The sequence below is a fragment of the Acidovorax sp. GW821-FHT10E04 genome (assembly GCF_059415185.1).
In genome coordinates this window covers 164895-178535 of the sequence record NZ_JBWKMT010000008.1, presented here as the reverse complement: position 1 = coordinate 178535, position 13641 = coordinate 164895, and the positions used below count along the sequence as shown (strand labels likewise).

At 68.6% G+C, this 13641-nt stretch carries 15 protein-coding genes; 9 read left to right on the top strand and 6 right to left on the bottom strand.

The features are described from left to right. Positions 1-2: 2 nt before the first annotated feature. From AC07OC_RS23505 to AC07OC_RS23495, 3 genes are read right to left on the bottom strand one after another with little or no spacing between them, the layout of a single operon-like run. Positions 3-905, bottom strand: coding sequence for a branched-chain amino acid ABC transporter permease (locus tag AC07OC_RS23505; protein ID WP_218341268.1), 903 nt, complete (start codon positions 903-905; stop codon positions 3-5). Positions 906-959: 54 nt separating this feature from the next. Then, on the bottom strand, positions 960-2168 hold the full coding sequence (locus AC07OC_RS23500; protein ID WP_218296866.1) for an ABC transporter substrate-binding protein: 1209 nt from the start codon (positions 2166-2168) through the stop codon (positions 960-962). Between the two features lie 50 nt (positions 2169-2218). Beyond that, entirely contained in the window at positions 2219-3064 is an 846-nt protein-coding gene (locus tag AC07OC_RS23495) for an SDR family NAD(P)-dependent oxidoreductase (protein WP_218341267.1), read from the bottom strand. Between the two features lie 156 nt (positions 3065-3220). Between AC07OC_RS23495 and AC07OC_RS23490 the strand changes: the two genes are divergently transcribed. Further along, entirely contained in the window at positions 3221-3943 is a 723-nt protein-coding gene (locus tag AC07OC_RS23490) for a GntR family transcriptional regulator (RefSeq protein ID WP_218296864.1), read from the top strand. 72 nt (positions 3944-4015) lie between these two features. Here AC07OC_RS23490 and AC07OC_RS23485 read toward each other — a convergent pair whose 3' ends face one another. From AC07OC_RS23485 to AC07OC_RS23475, 3 genes are read right to left on the bottom strand one after another with little or no spacing between them, the layout of a single operon-like run. Continuing rightward, positions 4016-4543, bottom strand: a complete 528-nt coding sequence (locus tag AC07OC_RS23485) for a hypothetical protein (protein ID WP_255591620.1) — start codon at positions 4541-4543, stop codon at positions 4016-4018. A gap of 5 nt (positions 4544-4548) precedes the next feature. After that, positions 4549-6528, bottom strand: a complete 1980-nt coding sequence (locus AC07OC_RS23480; RefSeq protein ID WP_255591619.1) for an MFS transporter — start codon at positions 6526-6528, stop codon at positions 4549-4551. Beyond that, positions 6525-7469, bottom strand: a complete 945-nt coding sequence (locus AC07OC_RS23475; protein WP_255591618.1) for a hypothetical protein — start codon at positions 7467-7469, stop codon at positions 6525-6527. Before AC07OC_RS23475 ends, AC07OC_RS23480 begins: the two co-directional genes overlap by 4 nt. A 126-nt stretch (positions 7470-7595) precedes the next feature. Here AC07OC_RS23475 and AC07OC_RS23470 point away from each other — a divergent pair, with 126 nt between their 5' ends. The 8 genes from AC07OC_RS23470 (at position 7596) to AC07OC_RS23435 (ending at position 13611) form a co-directional block, all read left to right on the top strand. Beyond that, a complete protein-coding gene (locus tag AC07OC_RS23470) occupies positions 7596-8336 on the top strand; it encodes a helix-turn-helix domain-containing protein (protein ID WP_218296863.1) in 741 nt (246 codons plus the stop codon). 303 nt (positions 8337-8639) lie between these two features. Further along, positions 8640-9521 (top strand): TetR/AcrR family transcriptional regulator, encoded by an 882-nt coding sequence (locus AC07OC_RS23465; protein WP_218296862.1) that lies wholly within the window; start codon positions 8640-8642, stop codon positions 9519-9521. After that, a complete protein-coding gene (locus AC07OC_RS23460) occupies positions 9518-10078 on the top strand; it encodes a DUF2867 domain-containing protein (RefSeq protein WP_218341266.1) in 561 nt (186 codons plus the stop codon). Before AC07OC_RS23465 ends, AC07OC_RS23460 begins: the two co-directional genes overlap by 4 nt. Further along, positions 10065-11387, top strand: a complete 1323-nt coding sequence (locus AC07OC_RS23455) for an ABC1 kinase family protein (RefSeq protein WP_494602366.1) — start codon at positions 10065-10067, stop codon at positions 11385-11387. The genes AC07OC_RS23460 and AC07OC_RS23455 overlap by 14 nt, the downstream gene beginning before the upstream one ends. A 12-nt stretch (positions 11388-11399) precedes the next feature. Then, entirely contained in the window at positions 11400-11807 is a 408-nt protein-coding gene (locus tag AC07OC_RS23450; RefSeq protein WP_255591616.1) for a DUF6463 family protein, read from the top strand. Between the two features lie 72 nt (positions 11808-11879). Further along, the gene (locus AC07OC_RS23445) at positions 11880-12263 is read left to right on the top strand and encodes a hypothetical protein (RefSeq protein ID WP_255591615.1); all 384 of its coding nucleotides are present in this window, start codon (positions 11880-11882) and stop codon (positions 12261-12263) included. A gap of 187 nt (positions 12264-12450) precedes the next feature. Continuing rightward, the gene (locus tag AC07OC_RS23440) at positions 12451-12993 is read left to right on the top strand and encodes a YXWGXW repeat-containing protein (protein WP_218296858.1); all 543 of its coding nucleotides are present in this window, start codon (positions 12451-12453) and stop codon (positions 12991-12993) included. 165 nt (positions 12994-13158) lie between these two features. Then, positions 13159-13611 (top strand): thrombospondin type 3 repeat-containing protein, encoded by a 453-nt coding sequence (locus AC07OC_RS23435; RefSeq protein WP_218341312.1) that lies wholly within the window; start codon positions 13159-13161, stop codon positions 13609-13611. The last annotated feature ends 30 nt before the right edge of the window (positions 13612-13641 follow it).

The window sequence follows — 13641 nt, the reverse complement described above, 5'->3', positions numbered from 1 at the left end:
TTTCATACTTTCTTGACTTGGGGCTTGCCGCCCAGGATGCCCTGCGGACGCACGATCAGCGTGACCAGGATGGCCAGGAAGGGCGCGACCACGATGGCGTTGGTGGAGATGAACAGGCCCACCAGGTTCTCGACGATGCCGATGACGAGGCCGCCCAGCACGGCGCCCGGCAGGCTGGTGAAGCCGCCCACGATGGCCGCCGCATAGGCCAGGATCGCGATGTGCGCGATGTCCGGCGTGATGAGGATCTTGGGGGTGATGAGCAGGGCGGCCAGCGCGGACAGCAGGCCTGCCATGGCCCACACCATCATGCGGATGCGCGACAGGCGGATGCCGACGATCTGCGCGGCGCGCGGGTTCATGCCCACGGCCCGCATCGCCTTGCCGATGCGCGTGTGGTTGAACATCAGGTAGATCAGCACCATCGCGGTGAGGGAGGCGACGAAGATCGCCACGTCGAGCCGCGTGAGAAAGGCGTCGCCGATGATCACGGGGTCGTTGGAGACCAGGGGCGGCAGCGAGCGCGGCGTGTCGCCCAGCCCGGTCTGGCGCACCAGGCCCTTGAGCATGTAGGCCAGGCCCAGCGTGGCGATCACCAGCTGCGGGCCCACGCCCTTGGAATGGGTCACCCGCTCCATCACCACCCGCTGGAAGAGCGCCGCGCCCACCGCCACGGCGACCACCGTGACAGGGATGACCACGGCGTACGACCAGCCCGCGATCAGCAGCAGGGACAGCGCCACATAGCCGCCGATCATGAAGATCTCGCCCTGGGCGAAGTTCGGCACGTCGGTGGTCTTGAAGATCGCGACGATGGCGATGGCCAGCAGCGCATAGACGCTGCCCGTCACCAGGCCGGAAAGGATGCCCTGCTGCAGAAACAGCCAAATCTCACTGAAACTCATGGCGATGGAGGGGCGGCCGCACGCGGGCGTGGACCGGCCCCTTCTCCTGGTTGGTTACTTGGGCTGGTAGGTCCAGAGGCTGCGGTAGGCGCCTGGGACCGCGGTCATGTTGGTGCCGTCGAACTTCAGGTAGATGGCCGACTTCTGGCCCGCGTGGTCGGTGGGCGTGAGCTCGATCGGGCCGGCCATCACGTTCGACTCGAACTTGGTCTGCGACAGCGCGGTGAGGAACTTCTCCCGCGTGAGCTGCGGGCCCGCGGCCTTGAGCGCGTTGACCACGGTCATCGCCGACGGGATGCCGTAGGGCATGTAGGTCTGCGGATAGCCGGGCTTGGCGGCCAGCTCGGGGTAGTAGGCCTTGTACATGTCGTAGACCCACTTGAGCTTGGGGCCGCCGGCCACGTCGGCCATCACTTCCTGGAGGTAGACGTTCTTGAACGCATCCTTGCTGCCCACGTTCTCGACCAGCTGCTTGAGGTCGGCCGTGCCGTTGACGGCGATCACGATGGGTTTGGTCCAGCCCAGCTCCTGCGCCTTCTTGACCAGCAGGCTCACGGGGCGCGCGTAGGTGGTGATCAGCAGCACGTCGGGGTTGGCGGCGCGGATCTTGAGCATCGGCGCGGTCACGTCGGTCAGGTTCGGCGCGACCGACTGGACCTGCAGGTCCACCCCGAGCTGCTTGGCCTGGAACTCCGCCGCTTCGAGGTTCCACCCGCCATAGGCATCGTCGTGGTTGATGTAGCCGATCTTCTTGCCCTTGAGGTGCTCGGCGGCGAACTGCACCATCGAGCCGCCCACCGCGCGCTGGGAGATGGAGAACGCGCCGTAGATGTACTTCGACGGCGGGTACAGGGCGCCGTCGCCCGACGCGTTGAGCATCACCAGGGGGATCTGCGAGCGTTCCACGTACTCGCGCGCGCCCACCACGGCGGCAGAGCAGGAGCCCCCGTTGAGCGCGAAGACCTTGTCCTGCTCGGTGAGCTTCTTCACGGCGGCCAGCAGGTCGTTGGCGTTGCAGCGGTCGTCCTCGACCACCAGTTCGATCTTGCGCCCGTGGATGCCACCGTCCTTGTTGATCTTGTCGTAGTACATCTTGGCCGCGTTCATCACGTCGAAGCCGTAGGCCATGGAGTTGCCCGACAGCGGCCCGAACAGGCCGAGCTTGATGGTCTTGTCGGTCAGGCCCGGTTCGGTCTGCGCCTGCGCGCAGAAGGTGGAAAGTGCGGCCACGCAGGCCACGAGCAAGGACTTGGCTGGTTTCACGAGAGTCTCCTTTTTTTGGGGGGGGTGAGGTAACGGGGAGCGCAATGGCGTCAGGCGGCCGGCTGTGCGGCCGTGTCCTTCTTCTCGAACCCTGGGCGGGGAATCAGGCCCAGCCAGGCCTGCGTCAGGCCGCCGTCGACGAGGAATTCCTGGCCGCTGATGTAGCTGGCCCGCTCGCTGGACAGGAACAGCACGGCGCCGGCGATGTCCGAGGGCGTGCTGATGCGGCCGGCGGGCACGATCTGTTCGCGCCGCAGGCGCACCGCGGGGTCCGTGTAGATGCCCTCGCTCATGGGCGTGCGGATCATCGCGGGGCTGACCACGTTGCTGCGCACGCCGTGCGCGCCCAGCTCGACGGCCAGCAGCTGCGACAGCATCTTCACGCCCGCCTTGCTCACGCTGTACGCCCCGCTGTAGGGCTGCGGAATGCTGGCCGAGATGGACGCGATGTGGACCATCGAGCCCCCGCCGTGGGCGATCATCTGCCGCCCGAAGGCCTGGGCGCACAGCAGGTAGCCGGTCAGGTTCACCGACAGCAGCTGGTTCCACTTGTCGACGGCGATGTCCATCAGCGCGTCGGCGTACAGGGCCGCGGCATTGTTGACCAGCAGATCCACCGCGCCCCAGGCCTTTTGCACCTGGTCCGCCGCCGCCTGCACGCTGTGCGGGTCGGTCACGTCGCAGGTGATCGGCAGGACCCGGCCCGGGTGCTCGCCCAGTCCGCCGGCGATCTCCGCCAGGCGCTGTGCATCGCGGTCGAGCAAGGCGACGCGGGCTCCCGCGGCCAGCAGCTGCACGGCGATCTCCAGGCCGATGCCGCCGCCTGCGCCCGTCACCACACCGGTGCGGTTTGCCAACCCCAGCCAGCCGCCATCTTCACTTGCAACCCTTGCCATATCCACGCTCGCCCTTCTTGATCAAAATCACGCATGGTGCGTAAGCGAGGCAATTATGTATACATGACTACTGATTTATCTCAGGGATAACCCGTAAAAATGCCATTAATGGCAGCACATGTATACTTGAAGAAAATTTCTACTGGAGCGGCAGGGATGAGAACTTTGGCCCAGGACGTGACCGAGACGCTGCGCAACTGGATCCTCAACGGGGAGATACGGCCCGACGAGCGGCTGGAGGAAATCCCCCTGGCCGAGAAGCTGGGCGTTTCGCGCACCCCCGTGCGCGCCGCCCTGAGCACCCTGGCCAGCGAGGGGCTGGTCGACCACCAGCCCAAGCGCGGCTACCTGGTGCGCGGCTTCAACATGGAGGAGATCGTCGCGGCCTACGAGGTGCGCGCGGTGCTCGAAGGCCTGGCCTGCCGCAACGCCGCCATGCGCGGACTCACGCCCGAACAGGCGCAGCGGCTGCGCGGGGCGCTGGCGGACGGCGACCGCATCCTGGCCCTGGGAGAACTGAGGCCCGAAGACCACGAGCCCTACCAGCAGATGAACGTGACCATCCACGACACGCTGCTGGAAGCCTCGGGCAACCCCTGGGTCACGCGCTTCGCGGAGCAGGCGCAGAACATTCCCTTCGCCTCGGACCGCATCATCCTGTGGGACGACCATCCCATCATCCTGCGCTCGCACGGCGACCACCACCGCATCATCGAGGCGGTCATCGCGCGCGACTGTGTGCGTGCCGAGCAGCTGATGCGCGAGCACGTGTACTACGCAGGGCTGATCCTGCGGCGCAACTACGAGAAGCTGCTCTCGTGCGGGGACGCAGCGCCGGGGGCCAAGCCACCGGCGCGCCGGGGTGCGCCCAAAGACTGACCCGGCGACAGGCCAGGCGGAACGCCCGAGGGCGGTTCCCGGCCCATGTATCCATGCCGGCAGGATCGCGGCTCAGGCGCGCAGCCAGGCCTGCAGGTGCGGATAGGGCGCAACGCCCGAAGAGGCGGCCTGTGCGGGCGATGCCGCGAGGCCCGCCGACACCAGCCCGGCAGCGCCCAGATACACGCCCAGCTCGAAGGTCATGCGCAAGCCCTGCGAGTGGCCGTGGTAGCCCCCTTCGTGGAACAGCACGGCCGATGGCAGCCGCAGATGCTGCAGGGCGGCCCAGGCCCATGCCGTGGCTTCGATCTCGCCGCCGTGCGGCACGGGGGGCAGTTCGGCAAGGGCATCGTCCATGCCCGCGCGCAGGGCTGCGGGCACCACGGCCAGGTGTCCGGCCTCGTGCAGCAGGTCGCCGGGCCACCGCAGCCGCGCCAGGTCCACCCTCAGGCCGCCGCGCGCGATGCGCACGCCGGGCAGGAAGCTGTTGCCGCCGGCAAGCTCGTCCTCGGCCACGTCCAGGCCGATCTCCCGCAGAAAGGCCATGATCTTGCGGGCCAGCGCGGTGCGCTCTTCCTGTTCCACCCGGTCCTGCTCCATGGCGGTCAGGCTCCGAGCAGGTCCGCCACGCGCGAACGCAGCAACGAAGGCTGCACGTCCGACGGCGCCACGGCGTGCCCCACGTTCAGGCCCACGCGGCTGTAGAAGCCCCGCCGGAAGGGCCGCACCATAGCACCGCCCTGCTCGATGCGGCTGAAGTACGAGCCCCACAGATTGGTCAGCGCCATGGGAATGACGGGCGCTTCGATGCCCTCTTCGCGGGCACGCTCGATGATCTTCATGATGCCGCCCTTGAACTCCTGCAGCTGCCCGTCCTTGGTGATGCCGCCTTCGGGAAAGATGGCCAGCAGGTCGCCTTCGCGCAGCACCTGCGCGGCGCGGTCGAAGGCGGCTTCGTAGGTCTTGGGGTCTTCCTTGTAGGGCGCGATGGGGATGGCCTTGGCCAGGCGGAACAGCCAGCCGAGCACCGGCACGCGGAAGATGCGGTGGTCCATCACGAAGTAGATGGGGCGCGGGCTGGCCGCCATGAGCAGCACGGCATCCACAAAGCTCACGTGGTTGCAGGCCAGGATGGCCGCGCCCGTGCTGGGCAGGTTCTCGTCGCCCTGCACCTTGAAGCGGTAGACGAAACGCGAGGACACCCAGGCCACGAAGCGCAGCAGGTACTCGGGCACCAGCATGAAGATGTAGAACGCCACCACCGCATTGGCCAGGCCGGTGAACAGGAAGATCTGCGGCACCGTGAAACCGGCGCCCAGCAAGGCGCCCGCGATGAGCGAACTCGCGATCATGAACAGCGCGTTCAGGATGTTGTTGGCCGCGATGATGCGCGCGCGGTGCGTGGGCTGGCTGCGCATCTGGATCAGCGCGTACATGGGCACGCTGTACAGGCCCGCGAACAGGCTGAGCAGCGCCAGGTCGAGCATCACGCGCCAGTGCTGGCTCTGCGCGAGAAAGGTGCCAAGGCCCATGATCTCCGCGGGCGGCAGGCTGCGCGCGGCGAAGTACAGGTCGATGGAGAACACGCTCATGCCGATGGCGCCCAGGGGCACCAGGCCGATCTCGACATGGCGGCGCGAGAGCACCTCGCACAGCAGCGAGCCGATGCCGATGCCGATGGAGAACACCACCAGCAGCAGCGAGGCCACCTGCTCGTTGCCGTGCAGCACCTCCTTGGCCAGGCTGGGGAACTGGCTCAGGAACACCGCGCCGAAGAACCACATCCAGCTGATGCCCAGCAGCGAGCGGAACACCACGATGTTGCCATGCGCGAGCCTGAGGTTGCGCCAGGTCTCGGTGAAGGGGTTCCAGTTGATCGTGAGCCCCGGGTCGGTGGCCGGCACCGGGGGAATGAACTGCGCCACGGCGCGCCCCGCCAGCGCGGCCACCACGCAGGCCACGGCCACCGTGGTGTGGCCGATGCCCGGCAGCGCCACCAGCAGGCCCCCCGCCACGTTGCCCAGCAGGATGGCCACGAAGGTTCCCATCTCGACCATGCCGTTGCCGCCCGTGAGTTCGCGCTCGTTGAGCACCTGCGGCATGTAGGCGAACTTGACCGGCCCGAACAGCGTGGAGTGCACGCCCATGAGGAAGGTGCACAGCAGCAGGACGGGCACGTGGCCCGCGATGAACCCGAAGGCGGCCACCAGCATGATGGCGATCTCCAGGTTCTTCACGAAGCGGATCATGCGCGTCTTGTCGTACTTGTCGGTGAGCTGCCCCGAGGTGGCCGAGAACAGCAGGAACGGCAGGATGAACAGCGCGCCGATCACCAGCCCCGCCATCGCGGGCGGCAGCCACGACACGCTGAGCTGGTACGTCACCATCACGGTGAATGCGAACTTGAAGAGGTTGTCGTTGGCGGCGCCGGAGAACTGGGTCCAGAAGAACGGGGCGAAGCGCCGCTGGCGCAACAGCGCGAACTGGTTCGGGTCCTCATGCCCATGGCCCGGGCTGCCCGTGTGCTGCACGGAGTGCACGTGGGGCGCCTGGGGCACGCTGGCTGGGGTGGTCTCGGGGTTCATGCGTTTCTCCTCGTGTCCAATGGGTCGGCGGTGGCTGCTGTGTGTGTTGGTATGGCCCGGCGCACCCGGGGCTGGAGGCCCTGCCCGCGCGCGACACCCATGGTGTGGGCGCCATTCTGCCCGCACATGGCGGCAAATGCGGGGCGCGGGGCGCGGCTGTGGCGCGAAGCCGCCAGCGCATCCAGCGCCATCAGCACCGGCCAGGCAGCGCCAGCCGCCAGCACGTGCTTGAGGCTGTGGCCCGACACCCACTGCGCCGTGGCGTCGAACACGGCATGGTCGACCGCCTCGAACAGCTTGGCCACGGCGTACATCGCGATCACGGCGCCCAGGTGCACCGGCAGCGTGCCCGCACGCCGGGGCAGCAGGGCCAGCGCCAGCACCACCAGCATCCCGCCCAGCTGCACCACGGCCCAGGGCAGCAGGTTGCCGGTGGTGGACCACCACAGCACCGCAGCCGGACCCGCCAGCAACACCGTGCCTGCGGCGGCCCAGCCCGCCCGGGCGCTCACCCGGCCACCCGCCGCCAGGCCCAGCAGGCCCGCGAAAGGCAGCACCATGCCCAGCCGGTCCCACAGCAGGCCCGCATCGTCGGGCACCGCGTGGTACAGGCCGGAGCCCACGGCCGTGCACACCAGGCCCGCGAAGAACAGGGCCGCGAAGACCCGGGAGGCCGCATCCATGGCCGGGCGCTCCACGCGCCGCAGCCACCGCAGCCCCCACAGGCCGGCGGCGGCGAATGGCAGGTTGCTCAGGACATCCAGCGCGCAAGGGATGCCCCACAGCGCGCGCTGGTCCGCAAAGGCATGCTGGAGGGTGCTGGCCGGCAGCGCCGGGCCCAGGCACGCCAGCCCCAGCAGCAGCACGGCGAGGCCCAGCAGGGCCCCCTCGGCGCGCGACGGGCCGGGGCGATGGCGAAAGGGAGCGGGGAGAACGGTCATGGTCGTCGTGTCCGTGGGCAGGTGGTTGATCGATGCAGCGCAGTGTCTTCAGCCCAACGGCCCCGGGCCGCGAAAAGTCGCACGGAGGGCCACCCGGAGCACCCTGGGTACCGATAATCGATACCCATGAGCACCACCGCCGACCTCGTTGCCGCCCTGAAAAAGGAACTCAAGACCGCGCAGATGACCTACGCGGACCTGGCCCAGGCCCTGGGCATGGCCGAGTCCAGCGTCAAGCGCATGCTGGCCAAGGGCGACATGCCGCTGTCGCGCATCGACGCTATCTGCCGCGCGCTGGCGCTGGACTTCGCCGACCTGGCGCGCCGCGTGGCCGACAGCCAGCCCTTGCTCAAGGAACTGAGCCAGGAGCAGGAGCGCGCGGTGGTGGCCGACAAGAAGCTGCTGCTCATGGCCATCTGCGTGCTCAGCCAGTGGACGCTGGAGCAGGTGACCACCACCTACCGCCTCACCGAGGCCGAGGGCATCAAGTACCTCGCGCAGCTCGACCGCATCGGCATCATCGAGCTGCGGCCGCTGAACCGCTACCGCCTCAAGCTGGCCAAGACCTTCCGCTGGCGGCCCCACGGGCCGGTGATGAACTACTTTCGCGAGCATGCGCTGCTCGACTATTTCGCGGGCGGCTTCGACGGCCCGGGCGAAGGCGTGCTGCTGGTGCACGGCACCATCAGCCGGGGCCTGGCGCCCGCCTTCATGGAGCGCATGCAGCGCGTGGCGCAGGACTTCGCGCAGCAGCACCTGGCCGACCAGAAACTGCCGCCGCGCGAACTGGAGGGCTACACCCTGCTGCTGGCCATGCGCAGCTGGGAGTTCGAGGCCTTCACCGGGATGAGACGACTCCCCCCCTGAGCCGCTGCGCGGCGTCCCCCGCGGGGGACGCACCCGGTGGCCCGGCAGAGCCGGTTCCACGGGTGCACCGGCCTTGGGCGCGCCGGTTTCGGAGGGCGATGGCATGGCGGGGGGCCGGGCGAGCCAGCACAAACACTATCTTTTTGATAGCTTCTTGCGCTTTACCGACAAGCGGTAGAGGGCTAAAAAGTGCTCAGAACAGCCGCCTCCAGCGCACCGAATGCCCGTTTCAGCGCCGGTTGACTCTTTAATGTGAATACACTATTCTTTAAATAGTAAATTTTACCAATTTAAAGATATTAAATGAAGACCACCCGCCAGCAGCAAGATGCCACCCGCCGCCAGATCGTGGCCAGCGCGGTGGACCTCATGACCCGCCAGGGCTTCGACGGCACGACGATGAAGGACATCGCCCGCGCCGCCGGCATTGGCGACGCCACGATCTACAAATACTTCCCGACCAAGGACCGCATCGTGCTGGGCTACCTGGACGACGTGGCCCACCAGGCGCTGGCCGACACCCTGCAGACGCCCGGCTTCGCGGGCTACGGCCTGCAGGAAAAGCTGCAGCGCCTGACCGACGCGGTGCTGGAGCGCCTGCTGGCCGACCGCGAGTTCGTGGCCCAGGTGCGCAGCCTGGCGCGGCGCTCGCCGCTGTCGATGCTGGCCGAGCCCCTGGCGGCACGGCACAGCCTGCGCGAGGCCGTCGCCAGCTTTCTGGAAGCCGCGGAGGCCAGTGGCGAAATCGAGCCCTGCGACTTCAAGGGCATGGCGGGCGGGCTGTACACCGACTACCTGGCCGGTGTGGTGACGTACTGGCTGGCCGACACCTCCGAGGAATTTGCCGACACCACGCAGCTGGTGGACCTCTCGCTCGGCGTGCTGGTGCAGGCGCTGCGCGGAGGGCTCGTCAACCGCGTGCTGCAGCTCGGTGGCTTTGTGCTGCGCAGCCAGATGGCCCGCATGGTGCAGCACAGCAGCGGCCTGATGGGCATGCTGCAGCTGGCCAGACAGGCCATGGCCAGCGCACCGCCCGGCCCGGCCCCCGCCTACACGGCAGCCGCTGAACCATCCCGGTCGCCGGAGCCTTCCAAACCGCCGCGTGCGCCGCGCAAACCCCGCGCTGCCAGCCCGACACCCGCCGCACAGCCAGTGGCCACGCCCCGCAAGAGGAAGTCCGCATGACCACCGCCCGCGCCGTGCGCGAAATCCAGGTGCCCCCAGGCACCGTCATCCATGCCACCTTGCATGACGCGGATTTTTTTGACGCCTTCACAACGACCGATCCCCGCCCCGCCGCCAGCGCATTGCAGACCTGGCTGGAGGTCTTGGCCCGGACACCGCGGTGGACGGAGCAACTTTTGGCAGTCCGCAACAAGCTGGTGCGGCTGGTGGGCCTCAAGGGCGTGGGGCAGTTGCAGGACGTGCACCCGCTTGCCAGCGGAGCCTCTCCAACCAATGCGCGCAGCTACCGCGTCGGAGACCGCGTGGGCATCTTCCTCATCCGCCATCTGAGCGACACCGAAGTGGTGATGGGGCAGGACGACAAACACCTGGATGTGCAGGTCTCGCTGACCAAGCACGGCCAGCCTGGCAGTGCCCCCACGGTCGTCATCAGCACCGTGGTGCACATTCACAACACGCTGGGCCATGCCTACATGGCCGTCATCACGCCGTTTCACCGCCGCATCGTGCAGGCCATGCTGCAACAACTGGCCGCTTCAAACCATGGCCCGCGCTGACCCGCCGCGCACCAGCCGGCTTGCGCGCGGCACCATCACGGGCCTGGCGGCGGCACGCATCGGCATGGCCCAGCTAGGCCATCGCGTGCGCAGCACGCCGTCTGCCCAGGCGCAGGCCGACCACGAGGCCGCCCTGGGCCGCATCCTTTTTGGCGCCCTGGGCCAGCTGCGGGGTTCGGCGCTCAAGGTATCGCAACTGCTCAGCATGCACCCGGGCCTGCTGCCCGACGGCGTGCGGCAGGAGCTGGCGCGCGCCCACCACCAGGCGCCGCCGCTCAACCGCGCGCTGGTGGGGCGCGTGTTCCGCCAGGCCTTCGGCCAGGAGCCCGAGGCGCTGTTCGACCACTTCGAGCCCACCGCCTTCGCCGCCGCCAGCCTGGGCCAGGTGCACCGCGCACAGCTGGCGGGCCACGGCACGGTGGCCGTCAAGGTGCAGTACCCCGGCATTGCCGCCACCATCGCCAGCGACATGCAATTGATGCGCACCGCGCTGCGCGCGCTGGCCCACACCGACATGCCCCTGCCCGCCAGCACCGTGGTGGACGGCGTGATGGCCGAGATCGAGGCCACGCTGCTGCGCGAGGTGGACTACCTGCAGGAAGCCGAGCAACTGCAATGGTTTGCGCAGCACGCGGCTTTGCCCGGCGTGGTGCTGGCGCGGCCCATCCTGTCGCACACGCGGGCCCATGTGCTCACGCAGCAGTTCCTGCCGGGCCAGCACCTGCAGGCCTGGCTGGCCACGCAACCCACACAGCAGGAACGCGATCAGGCCGGGCAGCACCTGTGGGACTGGTTCATGCACTGCACTTTTGTGCTGGGCCGGGTGCATGCCGATCCGCACCCTGGTAATTTTCTGTTCGCCCCCGATGGCACGGTGGGTGTGCTCGACTTTGGCTGCACGCGCAGCCTCTCCGACGGGTTTCGGGCGCAAGTGACACAGGCGTGGTCCGCACTGCTGCGCCCTCCCTCCGACCCGCAGCGCGACGCGCTGGTGCTGCAGGCCTACCAGGCACTCGGGCTCGTCAACGCCGGCCTCTCCGTGCCGGCCTACACCGCCGAACTCGCGCCCGCACTGGCTGACATGCAGGCCTGGCAGATGGAACCCTTCACGCAGGCGGTTTTCGATTTTGGCGCCAAGACGCCGCCACCCATCACCGCCGGCCGCCACCAGCGCGTGCTGGGCGATCACCTGGTGCAGGTGCCCGGCGAAATGCCGGCGTTCGAGCGCATGTGGATGGGCCTGATGCACCTGCTCACGGGGCTGGGTGCACGGGTGCGCACGCATTGCCCCGCCCTTCTTTCTTCCTAGGAACCCGCCCACATGACCACCCTGACCTCCCCCTCCCCTCGCTCTGCGGCCATGCCGCCTCGCAGCCGCTGGAAGGGCCCGTGGATGCTGGCCGTGGCGCTGCTGCACACGCTGTATGCCGCCGTCGTGTTTCCGACCCAGCTGCAGGAGATCGTGCGGCGCGGCGTTTTCAACAGCGTGCAAAAAGACCCGACCGTGGGCGCCGTGGTCTGGTTTGTGCTGTTCGGCGTGTTGTTCGCGCTGCTGGGCTGGGCCATCCTGCTGGCCGAACGCAACACAGCCATGGCGCCCGTCCCCATGCGCGGGCTCGGTGCCGGGTTGCTGGCACTCACGCTGCTGGGCATCGTGCTCATGCCCGCCTCGGGCTTCTGGCTGGCGCTGCCGCCCGCGCTGGCCCTGTGCTGGCCCCCAAGGCGCTGAAGGCGACGAAGACGGATCGACGCGCCGCGTCTGCACCTTCCACGGCCACCCTGATTGACTTGAAAACTGTCCATGATGAATATTGCGCTGGTACTGGCAGCCGGGGGCCTCGCCCTGGTGGGCGTTGCGCACTCGGTGCTGGGTGAATTCCTCGTGTTTCGCGCACTGCGCACGCAGGGCGTGGTGCCCACCGGCGGCAGGCCCGTGCTGCACGAGCGGCAGGTGCGCATCCTGTGGGGCACCTGGCACCTGGCCACCGTGCTGGGCTGGGCCCTGAGCGCCCTGCTGTGGCGCCTGGGGACCGTACCCGGGGATGCCAACCTGGGGGCCTGGGTGGCTGACGTGGCCGGGCTGGCCACCTTGGTCAGCGGAATGCTGGTGTTCTATGCCACCGAGGGCAGGCACCCTGCCTGGTTTGCCTTGCTGGTGGTGGCGGCCCTGGTGTGGTGGCGTTGACATGCGCGGGCCTGCACCGGACGGCCGCCTGCACGCCCCGGCGTGAAAGAAATCACGAAAATCCCCGCCTTTGCCGCCACGGGAAACACAACTTCACAAGACTTCGCAATTCGCCTACACCGTCTTGACGCAGCATCTGCACCATGAAGTCTCCGGTTCCGCAAGGAATCATTTTGAGGAGACCATCATGGCCCGCAATGCACTCGCCGCTGCTTCCATCGCCCTGCTGTCGCTGGGCGCCGCGACCGTGGCGCAGGCACAGACCAGCGCCACCGTCGTCATCCAGTCGGGGCAGCCCCACCACTACCAGGCGCCGCCCGCGCCGGTGATGGTGCAGTACGGCCCACCCCCGCCACCGCGCTACGAAGTGGTGCCCCGCCCCCGCCGCGACATGGTGTGGGTGCCTGGGTACTGGGACTGGCGCGGCCACCGCCACGTCTGGATCCAGGGCCACTGGGTGAAGGCCCGCCCGGGCTACTACTACCGCGAGCCCCGCTGGGTGGAGCATGGGGGCCGCTGGGAAATGCGCCCCGGCGGCTGGGACCGCGATGGCGACGGCATCCCCAATCGCTATGACCGCGACCGCGATGGCGATGGCATTCCCAACCGCTACGACCGCGACCATGACAGGGACCGCGACGGCGTGTCCAACCGCCACGACCGCGACCGCGACGGCGACGGCGTGCCGAACCGCCACGACCGCCGCCCGGACAACCCCTATCGCAATTGACGGGGCCTGAGCGCCGCCCGCCCCCCGAGGGCGGCGGGCGCGCCAGGAACTGGCCCTCGCCGCCTACGCACACCCCCGCATGGCGCCTACGCGGCCCGGCTGCCCGTGCCGCCACCATGCAGTGACCGCTTCCGCAAGGAACATCAGGAGAATCCCATGACCTTCATGACCCGCAAGACATTCACCGCAGCCTCCATCGCCTTGATGGCGCTGTGGACCCTCCCGCAGGCGCATGCCGCCACGCAGGGCACCGTCATCGTCCAATCGGGCCAGCCGGAGCGCAGCTACCACGCCACGCAGTACCAGGTGAGGCCCGCGCCCCCTCCCCCGCGCCATGAAGCCGTGCCCCGCCCCCGCCGGGGCCAGGTGTGGGAAGAAGGCCACTGGGAATGGCGTGGCAACCGCTACCAATGGGTGCGCGGCCACTGGGTGCAGGCCCGCGCCGGCCACCAGTATCGCCAGCCGCACTGGGTGGAACGCGAAGGCCGCTGGGAGTTTCAGCGTGGCGGCTGGGACCGTGACGGCGATGGCGTCTCCAACCGCCATGACCGCGACCGGGACGGCGACGGCGTACCGAACCGACGCGACCAGCAGCCCGACAACCCGCGCCGCAACTGACCCCACGCCCGGCGCGCGCGCCGCGCAGGG

Bases quoted from the DNA above. Each gene is read 5' to 3' on its own strand.
- AC07OC_RS23465 (WP_218296862.1), top strand. From the start codon at position 8,640: ATGAAGACCACCCGCCAGCAGCAAGATGCCACCCGCCGCCAGATCGTG.
- AC07OC_RS23445 (WP_255591615.1), top strand. From the start codon at position 11,880: ATGATGAATATTGCGCTGGTACTGGCAGCCGGGGGCCTCGCCCTGGTG.
- AC07OC_RS23470 (WP_218296863.1), top strand. From the start codon at position 7,596: ATGAGCACCACCGCCGACCTCGTTGCCGCCCTGAAAAAGGAACTCAAG.
- AC07OC_RS23495 (WP_218341267.1), bottom strand. From the start codon at position 3,064: ATGGCAAGGGTTGCAAGTGAAGATGGCGGCTGGCTGGGGTTGGCAAAC.
- AC07OC_RS23475 (WP_255591618.1), bottom strand. From the start codon at position 7,469: ATGACCGTTCTCCCCGCTCCCTTTCGCCATCGCCCCGGCCCGTCGCGC.
- AC07OC_RS23435 (WP_218341312.1), top strand. From the start codon at position 13,159: ATGACCCGCAAGACATTCACCGCAGCCTCCATCGCCTTGATGGCGCTG.
- AC07OC_RS23455 (WP_494602366.1), top strand. From the start codon at position 10,065: ATGGCCCGCGCTGACCCGCCGCGCACCAGCCGGCTTGCGCGCGGCACC.
- AC07OC_RS23490 (WP_218296864.1), top strand. From the start codon at position 3,221: ATGAGAACTTTGGCCCAGGACGTGACCGAGACGCTGCGCAACTGGATC.
- AC07OC_RS23450 (WP_255591616.1), top strand. From the start codon at position 11,400: ATGACCACCCTGACCTCCCCCTCCCCTCGCTCTGCGGCCATGCCGCCT.
- AC07OC_RS23485 (WP_255591620.1), bottom strand. From the start codon at position 4,543: ATGGAGCAGGACCGGGTGGAACAGGAAGAGCGCACCGCGCTGGCCCGC.
- AC07OC_RS23460 (WP_218341266.1), top strand. From the start codon at position 9,518: ATGACCACCGCCCGCGCCGTGCGCGAAATCCAGGTGCCCCCAGGCACC.
- AC07OC_RS23440 (WP_218296858.1), top strand. From the start codon at position 12,451: ATGGCCCGCAATGCACTCGCCGCTGCTTCCATCGCCCTGCTGTCGCTG.
- AC07OC_RS23505 (WP_218341268.1), bottom strand. From the start codon at position 905: ATGAGTTTCAGTGAGATTTGGCTGTTTCTGCAGCAGGGCATCCTTTCC.
- AC07OC_RS23480 (WP_255591619.1), bottom strand. From the start codon at position 6,528: ATGAACCCCGAGACCACCCCAGCCAGCGTGCCCCAGGCGCCCCACGTG.